This is a genomic window from Billgrantia bachuensis (assembly GCF_011742165.1).
GTDB classification, from domain to species: domain Bacteria; phylum Pseudomonadota; class Gammaproteobacteria; order Pseudomonadales; family Halomonadaceae; genus Halomonas; species Halomonas bachuensis.
In genome coordinates, this window is record NZ_JAAQTO010000018.1 from 53016 (window position 1) to 67786 (window position 14771).

Here is a 14771-nt window from a genome sequence, read left to right on the forward strand (position 1 = left end):
TTCACTCGGGCTGCGCCGCGCCGGCGAAGCCTAGCTGGCGCCAGGCCTCGAACACCAGGATGGCGCAGGCGTTGGAGAGATTGAGGCTGCGGCTGCCCGGCAGCATGGGGATGCGCAGGCGCTGCTCCGGCGGCAGGGCATCCAGCATGGCCTGTGGCAGGCCGCGGGTCTCGGGGCCGAACAGCAGGGCATCGCCGGAGCGATAGTTCGGCTCATGGTAGCCCGTTCGGCCTCGGGTCGATACGGCGAATACCCGCGAGGGTGAGACCGCATCGACGAAAGCCGGCCAATCGCGATGCACGCTGACGGCCGCCCACTCGTGATAGTCGAGCCCGGCGCGGCGCAGGCGCTTGTCGTCGAGCACGAAGCCCAGCGGCTCGATCAGGTGCAGGCGAAAACCGCTGTTGGCGCACAGACGAATCAGGTTGCCGGTATTGGGCGGGATCTCGGGTTCGAAGAGCACGACATCGAGCATGGCGGCCTGTCGGGTAAATGCGCGCGGGCCCCTGCCGGAACCCGCCGCTACAGCGTGGGGAGCGATCAGAAGCTCAGACGAACCCCGACCTGGGCACCACGGTCCAGCGTACGGCTGCCGTGGCGGTTGTCGAAGTCGGCCGCCGCCTGGCGCAGGCCGACGTAGCCGTCGACGTTGGGGGTGAAGGCGTAGCGCGCACGCACGCCGACTTCGTAGCCGTCGTCCAGGTCTCCGCTGGTTACCGCGCCGGGGGTGTAGAAACCGTAGCCGCCCAGCGAGACGGCCGGTGCCTGCGGCAGGTAGACATAGCCGTAGCCGCCCAGGCCCACACCGCCACCGTTGCCGTAGTCGGTATCGAACTGGGTCCAGCGCGCGCCGATGCCCACATCGCGATCCCGGTTGCGCTGAACGCCCAGCAACTGGGCATGGTAGATAGTGGCGTCCTCGCGATACTCGCTGTTGATGACACCCCCACCCAGGGCCACGCCCTGGGTGATCTCACCGGCGGCTTCGAACTGTACGGCATCGGCGCCGAGATTGAGATCCAGACTGCCCGCGGCGTGGGCGCCGCTAGCGGCGAGTACGATACCCGAGACCAGGGTGGCCCTGGCGAACTGTCCGAGCGTTTTCATCGACGACTCCTCACCAGATGCGCGTCTATTGCGCTTGACGACTTGTGCTGTTCATTCGACAGCGACGCCATAGCGCGCGCGATAGTCGCGAATGGCTGCCGCATGTCCTTGAAGTTCTTGGCTGGCCTGCTGCTCGAGATAGGCCAGGATCATGTCCAGCGTGACGATGCTGATCACCGGCATGCCGTAGCGTGACTCGACCTCCTGGATGGCACTCTGCGAGCCGTTGCCGCGCTCCTGGCGATCCAGCGCGATCACCACGCCTGCCGCCTCGGCCCCGGCGGCGTCGATTAGCGTCATCACCTCGCGAATCGCGGTGCCCGCGGTGATCACGTCATCGATGATCAGGATGCGTCCGGCAAGCTCGGCACCGACGATGTTGCCGCCTTCGCCGTGCGCCTTCGCCTCCTTGCGATTGAAGGCGAAAGGCAGGTCGCGACCGTGATGTTCGGCCAACGCAACGGCGGTGGTGGCCGCCAGCGGGATACCCTTGTAAGCGGGGCCGAACAGCACGTCGAACGAGAGCCCGCTGGCCTCGATGGCGGCGGCGTAGCAACGGCCGAGACGTGCCAGGGCGCCGCCGCTGCGAAACAGGCCGGCATTGAAGAAGTAGGGGCTGACACGACCCGACTTGAGGGTGAACTCGCCGAACTTCAGCACACCCTGCTCGATGGCGAACTCGATGAACTCACGCTGATAGGCGTGCATGCTGGCCGACACGGTGTTCCCCCTGCTATCCATAAGCCCGATGGCATGGTTTGCTGTGTCCTACCACGAATATCCATGCGGGCCATTTACCCAAACGTCGAAACGTCGGGTATCATACACGCGCGACGTCAAAGGGACCATGTATGAAAATTGCCACCATCAATGTCAACGGAATCCGTGAGGCCGTCGGGCGAGGCTTTCTCGACTGGTTGGCCGAACAGGACGCCGAAGTCATCTGTGTCCAGAATCTCAAGGCCAAGAGCTTCGAGCTGGATGACAGCATTCTCTACCCGGAAGGCTACGAAGGCTACTTTCTGGATGCCGAGGAAGACGGCTTCTCCGGCGTGGGTATTTACTGCCGCAAGATTCCCAAGGCGATCATGTACGGCCTCGGCTTTCCGCAGTGCGACCACGAGGCGCGCTTCCTGCAGGCCGACTACGACCGCTTCAGCATCGCCAGCTTCCTGATGCCCGACGGCAGCGATTACGCCGCCAAGCAGACGTTCATGGGCCAGTACCAGGAATACCTGAACAAGATGGCGCGCAAGCGTCGCGAGTACATCATTTGCGGTACCTGGCACATTGCGCACAAGACCGTCGACCTTGAGAATTGGGCCGACAACCAGGCCACACCCGGCTTCAAGCCGGAAGAGCGCGCCTGGATGGACCAGGTGTTCGGCCCCACCGGCTTCATCGACACTTTCCGCGAGATCAACCGCGACGCCGGCGAGTACACCTGGTGGCCCAAGCTCGACCAGGAAGTGCCGCGCTCGCGCCAGGAAGGCTGGCGCATCGACTACCAGATCGTGGGGCCCAACCTGCGTCGCCACGTGGTCGACGCCTGGATCGACTACGATGCCACCTTCAGCGAGTTCGCCCCGCTGTTCGTCGAGTACGACCTGACGCTCTGACGCTCTCCCTTACGTCGCGGCCCGACTCGGGGCTGCAGCGCGCCGGCATTCGTGCCGGCGTGCTGCGTTTGAAGCCTCAGGCGGTCTCAGCGGCGAATGCCCAGCGCCTCGCGCTGGTGCTCGAAGAGCTCGGCCCCGGCATTTTCGGCCAGCTCCAGCATGGCGTTGAGCTGATCGCGCGAGAACACGCCGGCCTCCGCGGTGCCTTGAACCTCGATCAGCCCGCCCGACTCGGCCATGACCACGTTCATGTCGGTGTCGGCGCCGCTGTCCTCGGGGTAGTCGAGGTCGACCACCGCCATGCCCTTGTAGAGCCCCACCGACACCGAGCTGACCAGTTGCACGAAGGGGTCGCCCTTGATCATCTTCTTGCGCTGCAGGTAGCGGATGGCATCCACCAATGCCACGCAGCCGCCGGTGATCGAAGCCGTGCGGGTACCACCGTCGGCCTGGATCACGTCGCAGTCCACGGTGACGGTGAACTCTCCCAGCTTCTTCAGGTTCACCGCGGCACGCAGCGAACGGCCGATCAGGCGCTGAATCTCCAGCGTGCGCCCGCCCTGCTTGCCGCGGGTCGCCTCGCGGCCGCCGCGAGTATGCGTGGCGCGCGGCAACATGCCGTACTCGGCGGTGACCCAGCCTTGGCCCTTGCCACGCAGCCAGCGCGGCACGCCGGCTTCGACGCTGGCGTTGCACAACACCTTGGTATCGCCGAACTCCACCAGCACCGAGCCTTCGGCATGACGGGTGTAATCGCGGGTCAGACGAATCTCGCGGGACTGGTCGGGGCGACGCCCGCTCGGGCGTGTGAGTTCGGAAGCCATGGTACCTCTCGAAAGCATAGGGGAACGGTCAGGGCGGCCTCGCTGCATCAGCGGGGCATCGAATGGCTGGTCATTCTACACGGTCGGGCCGGGAGATCGGTTACACTCCTTGTCCGAGATGTCGCCGGGCCGGTTCCGGCAGCGGCGCAACCGAACGAGGAGTCGCCATGGTTGACCACAGCAAGGTTCACAGCATGACCGCCTTTGCCCGCCAGAGCCGCGAAGGCGATTGGGGTAGTCTGCAACTGGAGCTGCGCTCGGTGAACCAGCGCTACCTGGAGCCCTTCTTCCGGCTACCCGAATCCCTGCGCGACCTCGAACCGGCCTTTCGCGAGGCGCTGCGTACGCGCCTGGCGCGGGGCAAGGTCGAGTGCCACCTGCGCTTCGAGCCCACCGACATCAGCGAGACCCTGGCCGTCAACCACAGCCGACTGACCGCCCTGGCCGAGGCGCTGGGCGAGATCCGCGAGGCGCTGCCACAGGTCGCCATGCCCGATGCGCTGTCGCTGCTCGACCACCCCGGCGTGCTCGACTCCCAGGGCGTCGACCTGGAAGAGGTGAAGGCGGAGGCCACGGCACTGTTCGAGGCCGCCCTCGACGAACTGATCGAGGCTCGCGCCCGCGAAGGCGACAAGCTTGCGGCGCTGATCCGCGATCGCCTGGCCGGCGTGCGCGAGCAGGTCGTCGAAGTGCGCCGCCTGATGCCGGAGATCCTCGAGCGCCAGCGCGCCCTGCTACTGGAGCGGCTCGAGGCGGTCAAGACCGAGCTCGACCCTCAGCGGCTGGAGGCCGAGCTGGTGCTGCTCGCACAGAAGGCCGACGTCGACGAGGAGCTCGACCGGCTCGAGACCCATGTCGGCGAGGTGGCACGCCAGCTCGACCAGAAGGGCCCCAAGGGGCGCCGCCTCGACTTCCTGATGCAGGAGCTCAACCGCGAGGCCAACACCCTCTCCTCCAAGTCGGCGGTGGCCAGCACCACCCGCTGCGCAGTGGAACTCAAGGTACTGATCGAGCAGATGCGCGAGCAGATCCAGAACATAGAGTAACGTCCACGCCCATCCACCAGCATCCGCAAACCATTATTTTTACAGTAAAATAAAGCATTCATTGTCTACGGATGTCTACGAAGATCTAGCTTAAGCCCGCGCCAAATGGGGAGTACAATGGGGAGTACACCGGCGTACTCCCCACCAAAAAGGCGAAAAACCCCCATGGGTACTCCCCACTCCAAACGCTCACCCCCGGGCATGGCCATCCTTTCCAGTGACAGCCCTCCCCTGCAAGCCAGGCACCAGAGGCTGTCAAACCATGTAGTTGATGAGCAACGCCCGGCCTTTGCCGCCAAGCAGTCAAACATTTGTTTCAAATTTTTGATGACACTTGCCAGGAGGGGATGATGGGGAGTTTTACAGCCAAGAAGGTCCAGTCCCTGCTCAAGGACGGTGCACCGGGCCGCTACAGCGATGGAAGCGGCCTGTACCTGATGATCCCCAAAAAGGGCGCTCCCTACTGGATGCATCGATACACGCTCGCAGGAAAGCGCCGTGAGCTGACGCTGGAAAAGTGCGCGAACCTATCCTTGGCTGAGGCCCGTGAGCAAGCTGTCGAAGCTCAGAGGGCCATACGGAGCGGCATCGACCCCGTCGAGGAGCGCAAGCGGGAAGAGCAGATCACCATCCACACCGTCAGGGAGCTGTTCGACGACTGGTACCACGATCTAGAGAAGCGCCTGAAGCACCCACGCATCCCGAAGCGCATCTTCGAGAAGGAGGTCGCCCCGTCCATCGGGCAGCAGACCTTAGAGAAGGTTACCCCCATGGACGTGCGAGCCATCATCCGCAAGGTTGCTGGCAGCGGGCGCCCGGCCATCGCCAACGACACCCTGATGTACCTGAAGCAGCTGTTCAACCACGCCATCAAGCTGGGGCTGCTCACCTACAACCCGGCGGCTGCCTTCAGCGTCAACGATGCCGGCGGCATCGAGAAAAGCCGTGATCGCGCCCTCACCATCGAGGAGATTCACCAGGTCTTTCAAATCTTCAGGGACAACCGGGAGAGCTTCACTCGAGACAACTACCTCGCCTGCGCGCTGCTGCTCGTCCTGGGGGTACGCAAGACCGAGCTGACCGAGGCCCAGTGGTCAGAATTCGACCTGAAGGGTAAGCGGTGGAATCTGTCCGGGGAGCGAAGCAAGACAGGCATAGGGATCGTCATCCCCCTGCCTCCGCAGGCCGTGGGCTGGCTGGAAGAGCTCAAGATCCGCGCCTGCGGCTCGCTCTACGTCTTTCCTAGCCGCCGCAGCGGTAAGCGGCCACACATGGGCAAGGACACCTTGAATCGCGCCATTTCCAAGCTGTTTGGCCGGGAGCCGGGCAGGAAACCGCAGCCAGAGAACAGAATGGGAGACATCGCCGAGTTCACAGTGCATGACCTACGCCGCACCTGCCGCAGCCTGATGGCCGCCGCTGGCGTCCCGGGACATGTCGCGGAGCGCTGCCTGAATCACAAGCTCAGAGGTATCGAGGGCGTCTACGATCGTCACGATTACTTCGATGAGCGGAAAGAGGCCTTGGCCAAGGTGGCAGCGTTGGTTGAGCCTGCAATCAACAAAGCTCCAAAAGCACATTTGGTGATCTAAGGACCGATTGCGGCGGCATAAACACCCCTCTAGGGGCAGTTTCCAAGATTGAAACCCGATCGGAGGTGACCTGAACCCTGCCGGCTTTCTCGAAAGCTCGACGGTTTGAGTCAGGCCGCCGCCCCATTGCGCATTACACTTCGCTTATCGCTCGGGCGACAACTTAGCTCAAGCCATCATACACCGCCTGCCTGGGCTCACATCCTCGGGCGGCGGCGAAACGATCCAGCAGCGCCTCCAAACCGAACTCGAAGGCGTCGTCCGCCCGGATGCCGGAAAAGGCCTTCAGGGCAAAGTCGAGGCCGGGCATCACTCCTTCGGGAAGGGCGTCCGCCTGCTTTTTCAGGAAACGCTCATGCTCCGCCGGCTCCAAATGCGCCACGTGGGAATTGGCGGCGGCCAGGCAATGCAGGGCAAGCACATGGTAGAACATCGCGCTCTGCTCGGCGTCGAAGCCCGCCTCTCGGAACAGGCCGAAGGCGTGATCCAGGTAGGCCGCACCGTAGTCGGTCTCTCCAGCGCGAACCTTCTGGAACACACGAAACTTGGCCTTGGTCTGGATATACTCCGCCGCACCGCGGTGATCGCGCTCGCACTCCATGAGGATATGGGCGAACCGGCGGAGACGCTCCCGCCAGAGCAAGTCCTCGGGGATCTCTCTCAACCGCACCAGCAACTGCTTGTAGAAGCGGTTGAGAATCGCTGAGGTCAAATCATCCTTGGTGCCGATGTGGTAGTGGAGCGCACCGGGGACCACGCCCAGCACCTTGGCTAGCCTAACGAAGGAGACGTCCTCAAGGGGCTCGCTCCGAGCCAGTTCGTAGGCCAGCTCGATCACTGCCTCCCGGCTGACGACTCCCTCACCATTGCCACCGTCCAACCGCGGCCGCCCGCGGCCACGCCGCTTCGTTTTTAATGTCTTTTCCATGCACTAAAATTGCCACAGTATCAAATTTCCTTGCAAGCCCCTTTTTATTGACATAGCCTCAATAAATGCCAGTATCCTACTGACACGAAGATTCGAAAGGAGCGACTGCAATGACCGAGAAGCTTGCAACGCGCGACGACGCCTCCTCGGCGAAGAGCTTCAACGAGGCGATGGGCATCGGCACGGGCGACCTCGCTGGTGTGAGGCACGCCGTGGATGATGGCATCCAGCTGGCCCTGCACGGCGTCGATCACACCGCCCGTCCGACCTGGAAACTGAACGAGACGGTGGAGTTCTACCGCGATGTGCTCGGCCTACCGCTGGTACATGCGATCACGGCGCGCGGCTGGGGCCCCCCAGGACACCACGACTTCCTGCACTTCTTTTTCGATGCGGGAAAAGGCGCCACCATCGCCTTCTTCTACTACATCGGCAGCGAGCGCCCCGAGAAGTACACCCCCGAGGGACACCACTTCTACTTCGCCACCCACACCGCCTGGGCCGTAGACAGCGAGGAAGAATTGGTCTCATGGAAGGAAACGCTGGAGAAGCGTGGCGTCCAAGTCTCGCCCTACACTCGGCACGAGATCCTGGAGTCGATCTATTTCACCGACCCGAACGGCTACCCGGTGGAAATCACCCGGCGTCTTCGCGAGACCCAAGAGATCGACGAGGTGGACGCCCGCCTGACGATGCAGGCCGCGATGGAAGTAGAATCCGAAGCACGCGCCGCGAGTCGACTAATGGAAGACATCGATGCCGTATGGCGCCGCAAAGCCAAACTGGTCGACACCTACAAGAAGGAGGACGCCAAATGATCGAGGTCCATGTCATCGATGTCCCCGAATTCCAGGCGATGGTCGACACCATGCGTGAAAAAACAGCTGTGACGATTACCGGTCCCGTGAAGGGCTATTGGACGATATCCGCACCGGACGAACTGACCTTCGACCGCAAGGCGATGAAGATGAAGCCCGCGGTCTGGTACGGCATTTTCACCGGCGGCCTCAACGGCGAGATCGCACACTGGGGGCGCGACGAGGTGCGTGTCGTCGGAACCAACAGGGCACTCTGACCCGTTCATACAGCCAGTTTACAACCATCTAATGCGTAGACACATCACTCATTCCTTACCCATTTATTGATACATTATCAATAAATGGGTAGTCTCTTAAGACAACAACAAGGAGGCCACGATGTCTTCTGTAGACTTCAAGCCACTGGCCGGGCTTCGGGGCGCGCAGTGGGACCCAGCGCGGCTGCCAACCGACATGATCGCCTCGGTCCACACCCTTACGACCGTCGATGGCGCCAACATCACCGGCTATCTCTATCGTCGCGGTGGCGAGCGAGCCGTCTGCTGCCTGATGCACCCGCGCGAGATCCTAGCCACCCACTACCTTGTCCCTGAGCTACTCGACGCTGGCGCCGCGGTATGGGTCCAGGGGTCCCGCAACCCAGGCAACGACCTGAGGCTTGAGCACGAACTAGCATTGTTGGACGTCGATGCCGGGACGTCCTTTCTGAAGGACCGGGGCTACGAGCAGCTTATACTCATCGGCAACTCGGGCGGCGGCGGGCTCTATGCGTTCTACACCGAGCAGGCCAACTTGCCCCCATCAAATCGCGAGACACATACGCCCGCCGGACGACCGGTGAAGCTCTTTAAGGCTCCGATGGCCAGGCCCGACCTGCTGGTGCTGGTAGCACCGCACCCTGGTCAGGGCCTGCTGCTCATGAACTCGCTGGATCCCTCCGTCACCGATGAACGTGACCCGCTCTCCCTGGATCCTGCCCTCTTTCCCTTCTCCACCGAGAACGGCTTCACGCCGAATGGAGCGACCTACGCTCCCGACTTCATCGATCGCTACCGGGCAGCCCAGAGAGCCCGTGTCGACCGGATCGACCAAACTGCTCGGGACATGGTCAGCGCACGTATGGAGGCACGCGCCCGGGTGAAAGCCGGCGAGGCTTCCGACCATGAGCAATTGATGGCGGGCTGGCAGCATATTTTCGAGGTGCCGCGTACGGATGCCGATCTGCGCAACTGGGATCTTTCCCTCGATCCGACCGACCGCACGCTCGGCTCACTCTGGGGACGCGACCCGTTCAAGACCAATATGAACGGGGTCGGCTTCGGCAAGGTCTGCACGCCGGAGAGCTGGCTGTCGACCTGGTCGGGGCTCTCCTCGAAGGCTGGGGTACTGCGCTGTGCCCCGGTTATCGATCAGCCGACCTTCGTCGTGCGCTACACCGCGGATGCCTGTGTCTTTCCCGAGGAGATCACCGCGATCTTCGACGCTCTGGGCACCTCTGACAAGGACCAGGCGACGGTCCGCGGCACTCATCACGGTCAGCCCCTCGCGGCTGGCGAGCCCAGTGGGCAAGCCCTGGCCGGCGAGGCGATCCGCGGCTGGTTGCAGGACCGGCTCGCCACCTGAGTTACACCGAAGGAAGAGATCATGACCTACCAACCACAACACCCCATGGCCGGTGTCGTCTATCCGACAGCCGCCGACCTCGAGCGCTGGCACGCGTCCGGCACCATTACTGCTGAGACGCTAGCCGACGGTTTTCGCGCAGCGGCCCGGCAGCATGCCGAGCGCCCCGCCATCCTCTGGCTTGACGGCCAGATAAGCTATTCTGAGCTGGATGCGACGACCGACAGGGTCGCCCAGGGGCTCCTTCAGCAGGGGTTAAAGCCACTCGATCGAGTTATCTTTCAGCTCTCCAACAAGCCGGAGACGCTCATTGCCTTTCTCGCCTGCTGGAAGGCTGGAATCATCCCGATCTGTACCCTGTCCGCTCACCGCGAGGCGGAGATCGGCTTTCTCGCCGCGTTCGGTGGCGCCAAGGCCCACTTCATCGAGAGCGACGAGACAAAATTCGACTTCCATGCCTTCGCCAAGAAGATGCAGAAAGAGGTAGAAGGACTTGAGCTGATCGTCTCTACCCGAGGCATCCCTGGTGAGGGTGCTATCGACCTGGCGACGCTAATGTCGGAAGACCTGGACGAGGCACTCGCCGGGCTCGAGGCCGTGCCCCAAGACCCCTGGCAGGTTGCCGCCTTCCAGCTCTCGGGTGGCACGACCGGGGTGCCCAAGATCATCCCGCGGATGCACTCAGAATACCTCTACAACATGCGCCAAGTCTGGACCTTCAAGGGCTGGTATACACAAGACCGCCTCTTCGTCCCCATGCCCTTTGCCCACAACCTCAACATGGGCTGCGGTTGGGGCCCCTTCCTCATGAACGGCGGCACGGTCATTGCCACGCCGCGGGTCGACCAAGAGGCGATGCGCGAGGTACACAACACCCTGCGGCCCACGATCATGGGCGCCGCCAAGCCAATCATCATGCGCATGAAGACAGAGATATCCCAAGGACATATACCCACGGAGTCACTGCGTGAAATCTTCTCAACCGACGCCGCTGAAGATGTAACCCGCACGATGGGCGTGGAAGGTCATCACATCTTCGGGATGACCGAGGGCACCATTATGTTCACCCGCCATGGTGACAGCGAGGCTATCCGCTTCGGGACCTGCGGTCGCCCCATATCGGAGCATGACGAGGTTAGGTTGCTAGAGCCCGGGACCGAGAACGAAGTCGCCGAGGGCCAGATTGGTGAACTCGCCGTGCGCGGCCCCTACACCATCCGTGGCTATTACAATGCCCCGGAGCGCAACGCGGAAACCTTCACCAGCGACGGCTTGTACCGCTCCGGCGATCTGATGCTGCGGCATCGGATAGATGGTCAGGAATATTACTCCTTCGAGGGCCGCATAAAGGACGTTGTAGACCGTGCCGGCGAAAAAGTGAATTGCGAGGAGGTCGAACGTGCCGTTATGGCCCATCCCGCTTTCATAGATGTTGCAGTGGTGGGTATGCCCTCGCCCACCCATGGTGAACGCATCTGCCTTTACGCAGTAGTGGAGCCCGGCACGACCCCGCCCAGTGTCGAGGAGCTCGGTGCCTTCCTCAAGGAAGCGGGGCTTGCGATCTTCAAATGGCCCGAACGCATTGAAATTATCGATGCGCTCCCTTTAACAAAGGTTGGCAAGCTCAACAAGGCCATCCTGCGGCAGCGTATCGAGGCGACACTAGGGGGCGAGGCTTCTGGGATTTCCGAAAGCACTTGACCCGATTACATAAAAGCATAAATATCGCCAATAATTGACTGGGTATCAAAATGAAGATCAATGTTCTCGGTGGTGGCCCCTCAGGCCTCTACTTCGCCTATCTCGCCCGTAAGCGCCTCGGCAAGGTGGAAGTCCATGTACATGAGCGGAATGCGCCCGACGCCACCTTCGGCTTCGGCGTCGTCCTCGCCGGAGCAGGCCTTGCTCGTCTGGAAAAGGCGGATGCCGAGAGTTTCGCACGGCTCTGCGGCATCACCAAGCGGCTTGGCAATCAGGAAATTATCCTGAACGGACAGGCCGTCTCAATCGGTGGTAAGGCGTACGGCGGCGCCGTCGAAAGGCTGCAATTACTCAAGGTGCTGCAAGAACTCTGCGCAGAAGTCGGCGTGCATGTCAGTCACCATGACGACATTAAAGATGTCGAAGCCTTAGAGAATGCCGACCTGCTGGTGGGTGCCGACGGCGCAAATTCCACCTTGCGACGTACCTATTCCCACTCCTTCGGCACCCATGACAGCCAGCTTTCCAACTCCTTCGCTTGGTACGGCGCCGAGCGTGTGCACGACCGCCCGACGCTAAGCTTCCGCAACGCTGGAGGAGGCGCTTTCTGTGCACATTACTACCCCTATACGAATCGTATGTGTACCTACGTCATGGAGTGTGATCGCGCCGCCTGGGAGGGCTGTAGCTTCGGCGAGATGACCGAGGATGAGCGGCAGGCCTTTGTGGAAGAGCTTTACGCCGAAGAGCTGCAGGGTGTCCCGCTCATCTCCAACAAATCCGAATGGCGGAACTTCCAGCCGGTCTGGAATGATCACTGGACGTACGGTCACCGGGTACTGATCGGAGACGCTGTACGGCGGGCGCATTTCTCTATTGGCTCGGGCACAAGAATAGCAATGGAGGACTCCATTGCCTTGGTCCAGGCCTTGGAGACGAAGGGTAATATCCAGGCGGCACTTGCCACCTACGTGGCCACCCGCAAGCCGGCCGCCGACAAGCTGATCGGCGCGGCCCAGGAGAGCTACACCTGGTACGAAGAGATGAGTCGGCACATGCAACAAGCCGACACCCTCCACGCTTTCGCCTTGGACTACTTGACGCGCACCAGCCGAGTAGATACGGCGCGCGTCGCGTCCGAGTACCCCGCTTTCATGAAGGCCCTCGAGGCCGAACGCGTGAGATTAACCGAATGACGACCTACTCCTTTTTCCCCTCGACGGAAACAGTCATTGGTGATGCACCGCTGATCATTCGGCGCGTGGTGCGCTGGGGTGACTGCGATCCTGCCGGCATCGTCTACACGCCGCGCTTCCTCGACTACACGATCTCGGCCTACGAAGCCTTCATCGGTCTGATGCTGGGCGGGCCACTCCACAGTACCAAGGCGAACCTCGGGGTGAACTTCCCGGTGCGGGGCGTCGAGCTCGACTTTCACTCACCGCTGCCGGTCGACACCCAGTTCGACATGGAGGTTCGGGTGGGAGAGATCCGCTCACGCACCTTCGACCTCCACGTAACGGCCACAAGGGTCGCCGCCGAGCATCCGGGTCCGGTCGCCTTCCTCGCCCGCATCAGCCCGGTCACCGTGGATGCCGCCAACTGGTCCGCCGTGCCCCTACCTGACGTGCTGAGATCCCGAATCACGGCCTATGCCGACGCCTACCCACAGCACGCGGAGATAACGCTATGAGAACCTATCGGATCGGGCAGATCGTGCCCTCTTCCAATATCACCATGGAAACCGAGATTCCCGCCATGCTCCGGCAGCGGGAGGCCATCCGCCCGGAGCGCTTCACCTTTCATTCCAGCCGGATGCGCATGAAGAAGGTAACCCCGGAGGAACTGGCCGCGATGGACCATGACTCCCTGCGCTGCGCGCGTGAACTGGCGGATGCCAACGTCGACGTGATGGGCTACGCCTGCCTCGTGGCAATCATGAGTCAGGGACTCGGCTATCACCGGACCTCCAAGGCCAGGCTGGAGGGGGCGGTTGCCGAAGAGGGGAAATCGATTCCCGTCATCTCCTCCGCCGGCGCGCTAGTAGAGGGACTCAAGGCGCTCGGCGTCAAGCGGGTCAGCCTCCTCATGCCCTACATGAAGCCGCTGGCCGCCAAGGTCACCGAATACATCGAGAGCGAAGGTTTTGAAATCCAGGACAGCCTGGCACTGGAGATCGAGGATAACTTAGCCGTTGCCGCGCGCAACCCGATGGCACTCACTGAAGACGTCAAACGCTTGAACACCAAGGGGGTCGACGCCGTGGTGCTCTCGGCCTGTGTGCAGATGCCATCACTGGCGGCACTGGCACAGGTCGAGGCACGCCTGGGCATACCAGTGACCTCAGCCGCCGCCTGCACGGTCCGTTCGATGCTCAAGTCCATGCGCCTGGAGCCGGTGGCCCCAAATGCGGGTGCCATCCTGTCCGAAGGGTTGGCGTCGGTCGAGTAGCCTCTTGAACGAATCATCCGTGCACCCAAACAGCCGGTCGTCCGGCAACAAAAACAGAGGTAAGGCAGTCATGAAAACAATCACAACCCTTCTCGCCGCCACAGTGCTGACTGTGACCACCGCCACGGCCCAAGCCACTACGCAAGTCCGAATGCTCAAGACTTGGGATGATCGCTATCCCGGTTCCACCGTGATCTGCGATCGCTACGCCGAATTGCTTGAGGAGGCCTCTAATGGTGAGATCCAGGTCCAGATGATGGGCCCCGAAACTATTCCGCCATTAGAGCAGTTGGAACCCACCCGCCAAGGCATTTTCCAGGTCCTTTGCACCTATCCTGGGTTCCACACTGGATCCGCCACCCTGCTGACTGGCCTGGAGAGCATCCGCCCCGACGCCAAGGCCTTTCGTGCAAGTGGGGCAATGGATGTGATCCAAGAAACCTATGCCAACCTCGGCGTGCACGCCGTCTCGGTGCCGCTGGCCCATGGATACTGGATATACCTCAATCGCGACCTGTCGAGCCACGGCGACCTGAGGGGCCTACAAATCCGCGCCCTTCCCCCGCAGCACCCCTACATCACCTCTATCGGTGGTACGCCGGTGGTAATGTCCCCAGCCGAAATGTTCAGTGCTTTGGAGCGTGGTGTGGTGGATGGTGCACTTTTCCCGGCGGCGGGAGCGGCAGGCTACGGCTTCGCTGAGGTCACTGACAAGTACTTCGATGCTGGTGCCACCGCCCCTCATATCATCGTAGCCAATACTGCCTTCTGGGATGGGTTGTCCGAGGAAGTTCGGACAATCTTCGAAGCCCAGGCGGAAGTGCTCGAGCACGAGGTGCCTGTCACCTATGAGCGCCTGAATGCAGAGGAGCACGATAAGATGGCCGCTGCCGGCATGGAGCTTGTGACTCTCGAGGGCGAGGTCGCCGATACCCTGTCCGAGGCCATCGTCAACGGCGCCTGGAGTTACGCGGCGACACGCAACCCGAATGCCACCGAAGCGCTGCACGCCATCGTCGAAGCGGCCGGGCTGCTCAACGACTGAAGCGATGATGTGCCGGG

General features: G+C 62.1%; 16 protein-coding genes. 11 read left to right on the forward strand and 5 right to left on the reverse strand.

What is annotated here, in order from left to right:
* Nucleotide 1: 1 nt before the first annotated feature.
* From trmL to pyrE, 3 genes are all read right to left on the reverse strand, one after another.
* Complete coding sequence (gene trmL, locus HBJ55_RS07795; RefSeq protein ID WP_167112780.1) at nt 2-475, reverse strand: tRNA (uridine(34)/cytosine(34)/5-carboxymethylaminomethyluridine(34)-2'-O)-methyltransferase TrmL; 474 nt, start codon at nt 473-475, stop codon at nt 2-4.
* Nucleotides 476-540: 65 nt separating this feature from the next.
* Entirely contained in the window at nt 541-1107 is a 567-nt protein-coding gene (locus tag HBJ55_RS07800) for a YfaZ family outer membrane protein (protein ID WP_167112782.1), read from the reverse strand.
* A gap of 51 nt (nt 1108-1158) precedes the next feature.
* Nucleotides 1159-1815: an orotate phosphoribosyltransferase gene (gene pyrE, locus HBJ55_RS07805; protein ID WP_167113016.1), complete on the reverse strand. Its 657-nt coding sequence runs from the start codon at nt 1813-1815 to the stop codon at nt 1159-1161.
* Nucleotides 1816-1958: 143 nt separating this feature from the next.
* Here pyrE and HBJ55_RS07810 point away from each other — a divergent pair, with 143 nt between their 5' ends.
* Nucleotides 1959-2726, forward strand: a complete 768-nt coding sequence (locus HBJ55_RS07810; RefSeq protein ID WP_167112784.1) for an exodeoxyribonuclease III — start codon at nt 1959-1961, stop codon at nt 2724-2726.
* An 86-nt stretch (nt 2727-2812) separates the two neighbouring features.
* On the opposite strand, the gene rph is transcribed toward HBJ55_RS07810, so the two are convergent.
* Complete coding sequence (gene rph, locus HBJ55_RS07815) at nt 2813-3550, reverse strand: ribonuclease PH (RefSeq protein ID WP_167112787.1); 738 nt, start codon at nt 3548-3550, stop codon at nt 2813-2815.
* Between the two features lie 167 nt (nt 3551-3717).
* Between rph and HBJ55_RS07820 the strand changes: the two genes are divergently transcribed.
* Together HBJ55_RS07820 and HBJ55_RS07825 are read left to right on the forward strand one after the other, a co-directional pair.
* Nucleotides 3718-4596: a YicC/YloC family endoribonuclease gene (locus HBJ55_RS07820; RefSeq protein WP_167112789.1), complete on the forward strand. Its 879-nt coding sequence runs from the start codon at nt 3718-3720 to the stop codon at nt 4594-4596.
* A 350-nt stretch (nt 4597-4946) separates the two neighbouring features.
* The gene (locus HBJ55_RS07825) at nt 4947-6188 is read left to right on the forward strand and encodes a tyrosine-type recombinase/integrase (protein ID WP_167112792.1); all 1242 of its coding nucleotides are present in this window, start codon (nt 4947-4949) and stop codon (nt 6186-6188) included.
* Between the two features lie 163 nt (nt 6189-6351).
* Here the strand turns inward: HBJ55_RS07825 and HBJ55_RS07830 are convergent, their stop codons facing one another.
* On the reverse strand, nt 6352-7116 hold the full coding sequence (locus HBJ55_RS07830) for a TetR/AcrR family transcriptional regulator (RefSeq protein ID WP_167112794.1): 765 nt from the start codon (nt 7114-7116) through the stop codon (nt 6352-6354).
* Nucleotides 7117-7226: 110 nt separating this feature from the next.
* Between HBJ55_RS07830 and HBJ55_RS07835 the strand changes: the two genes are divergently transcribed.
* The 8 genes from HBJ55_RS07835 to dctP all read left to right on the forward strand — a co-directional run bounded on the left by HBJ55_RS07835 (nt 7227) and on the right by dctP (nt 14754).
* Nucleotides 7227-7934 (forward strand): VOC family protein, encoded by a 708-nt coding sequence (locus tag HBJ55_RS07835; protein WP_206022354.1) that lies wholly within the window; start codon nt 7227-7229, stop codon nt 7932-7934.
* A complete protein-coding gene (locus HBJ55_RS22255) occupies nt 7931-8191 on the forward strand; it encodes a hypothetical protein (protein WP_206022356.1) in 261 nt (86 codons plus the stop codon). The genes HBJ55_RS07835 and HBJ55_RS22255 overlap by 4 nt, the downstream gene beginning before the upstream one ends.
* A 121-nt stretch (nt 8192-8312) precedes the next feature.
* The gene (locus tag HBJ55_RS07840) at nt 8313-9557 is read left to right on the forward strand and encodes an alpha/beta fold hydrolase (protein ID WP_167112796.1); all 1245 of its coding nucleotides are present in this window, start codon (nt 8313-8315) and stop codon (nt 9555-9557) included.
* Nucleotides 9558-9578: 21 nt separating this feature from the next.
* Nucleotides 9579-11258, forward strand: coding sequence for an AMP-binding protein (locus HBJ55_RS07845; RefSeq protein ID WP_167112798.1), 1680 nt, complete (start codon nt 9579-9581; stop codon nt 11256-11258).
* Nucleotides 11259-11308: 50 nt separating this feature from the next.
* Nucleotides 11309-12454: an FAD-dependent monooxygenase gene (locus tag HBJ55_RS07850; protein ID WP_167112800.1), complete on the forward strand. Its 1146-nt coding sequence runs from the start codon at nt 11309-11311 to the stop codon at nt 12452-12454.
* Nucleotides 12451-12951, forward strand: coding sequence for an acyl-CoA thioesterase (locus HBJ55_RS07855; RefSeq protein WP_167112802.1), 501 nt, complete (start codon nt 12451-12453; stop codon nt 12949-12951). The genes HBJ55_RS07850 and HBJ55_RS07855 overlap by 4 nt, the downstream gene beginning before the upstream one ends.
* Nucleotides 12948-13709, forward strand: a complete 762-nt coding sequence (locus HBJ55_RS07860; protein WP_167112804.1) for a maleate cis-trans isomerase family protein — start codon at nt 12948-12950, stop codon at nt 13707-13709. Before HBJ55_RS07855 ends, HBJ55_RS07860 begins: the two co-directional genes overlap by 4 nt.
* 70 nt (nt 13710-13779) lie before the next feature.
* On the forward strand, nt 13780-14754 hold the full coding sequence (dctP, locus tag HBJ55_RS07865; RefSeq protein ID WP_167112806.1) for a TRAP transporter substrate-binding protein DctP: 975 nt from the start codon (nt 13780-13782) through the stop codon (nt 14752-14754).
* Nucleotides 14755-14771 lie beyond the last annotated feature (17 nt).

Excerpts from the sequence above, each read along its gene's own strand:
- HBJ55_RS07840 (WP_167112796.1), top strand. The coding sequence starts at position 8,313 with ATGTCTTCTGTAGACTTCAAGCCACTGGCCGGGCTTCGGGGCGCGCAG.
- HBJ55_RS07825 (WP_167112792.1), top strand. The coding sequence starts at position 4,947 with ATGGGGAGTTTTACAGCCAAGAAGGTCCAGTCCCTGCTCAAGGACGGT.
- HBJ55_RS07855 (WP_167112802.1), top strand. The coding sequence starts at position 12,451 with ATGACGACCTACTCCTTTTTCCCCTCGACGGAAACAGTCATTGGTGAT.
- HBJ55_RS07820 (WP_167112789.1), top strand. The coding sequence starts at position 3,718 with ATGGTTGACCACAGCAAGGTTCACAGCATGACCGCCTTTGCCCGCCAG.
- dctP (WP_167112806.1), top strand. The coding sequence starts at position 13,780 with ATGAAAACAATCACAACCCTTCTCGCCGCCACAGTGCTGACTGTGACC.
- HBJ55_RS07810 (WP_167112784.1), top strand. The coding sequence starts at position 1,959 with ATGAAAATTGCCACCATCAATGTCAACGGAATCCGTGAGGCCGTCGGG.
- HBJ55_RS07830 (WP_167112794.1), bottom strand. The coding sequence starts at position 7,116 with ATGGAAAAGACATTAAAAACGAAGCGGCGTGGCCGCGGGCGGCCGCGG.
- pyrE (WP_167113016.1), bottom strand. The coding sequence starts at position 1,815 with ATGCACGCCTATCAGCGTGAGTTCATCGAGTTCGCCATCGAGCAGGGT.
- HBJ55_RS22255 (WP_206022356.1), top strand. The coding sequence starts at position 7,931 with ATGATCGAGGTCCATGTCATCGATGTCCCCGAATTCCAGGCGATGGTC.
- trmL (WP_167112780.1), bottom strand. The coding sequence starts at position 475 with ATGCTCGATGTCGTGCTCTTCGAACCCGAGATCCCGCCCAATACCGGC.
- HBJ55_RS07800 (WP_167112782.1), bottom strand. The coding sequence starts at position 1,107 with ATGAAAACGCTCGGACAGTTCGCCAGGGCCACCCTGGTCTCGGGTATC.
- HBJ55_RS07835 (WP_206022354.1), top strand. The coding sequence starts at position 7,227 with ATGACCGAGAAGCTTGCAACGCGCGACGACGCCTCCTCGGCGAAGAGC.
- HBJ55_RS07845 (WP_167112798.1), top strand. The coding sequence starts at position 9,579 with ATGACCTACCAACCACAACACCCCATGGCCGGTGTCGTCTATCCGACA.
- rph (WP_167112787.1), bottom strand. The coding sequence starts at position 3,550 with ATGGCTTCCGAACTCACACGCCCGAGCGGGCGTCGCCCCGACCAGTCC.
- HBJ55_RS07850 (WP_167112800.1), top strand. The coding sequence starts at position 11,309 with ATGAAGATCAATGTTCTCGGTGGTGGCCCCTCAGGCCTCTACTTCGCC.
- HBJ55_RS07860 (WP_167112804.1), top strand. The coding sequence starts at position 12,948 with ATGAGAACCTATCGGATCGGGCAGATCGTGCCCTCTTCCAATATCACC.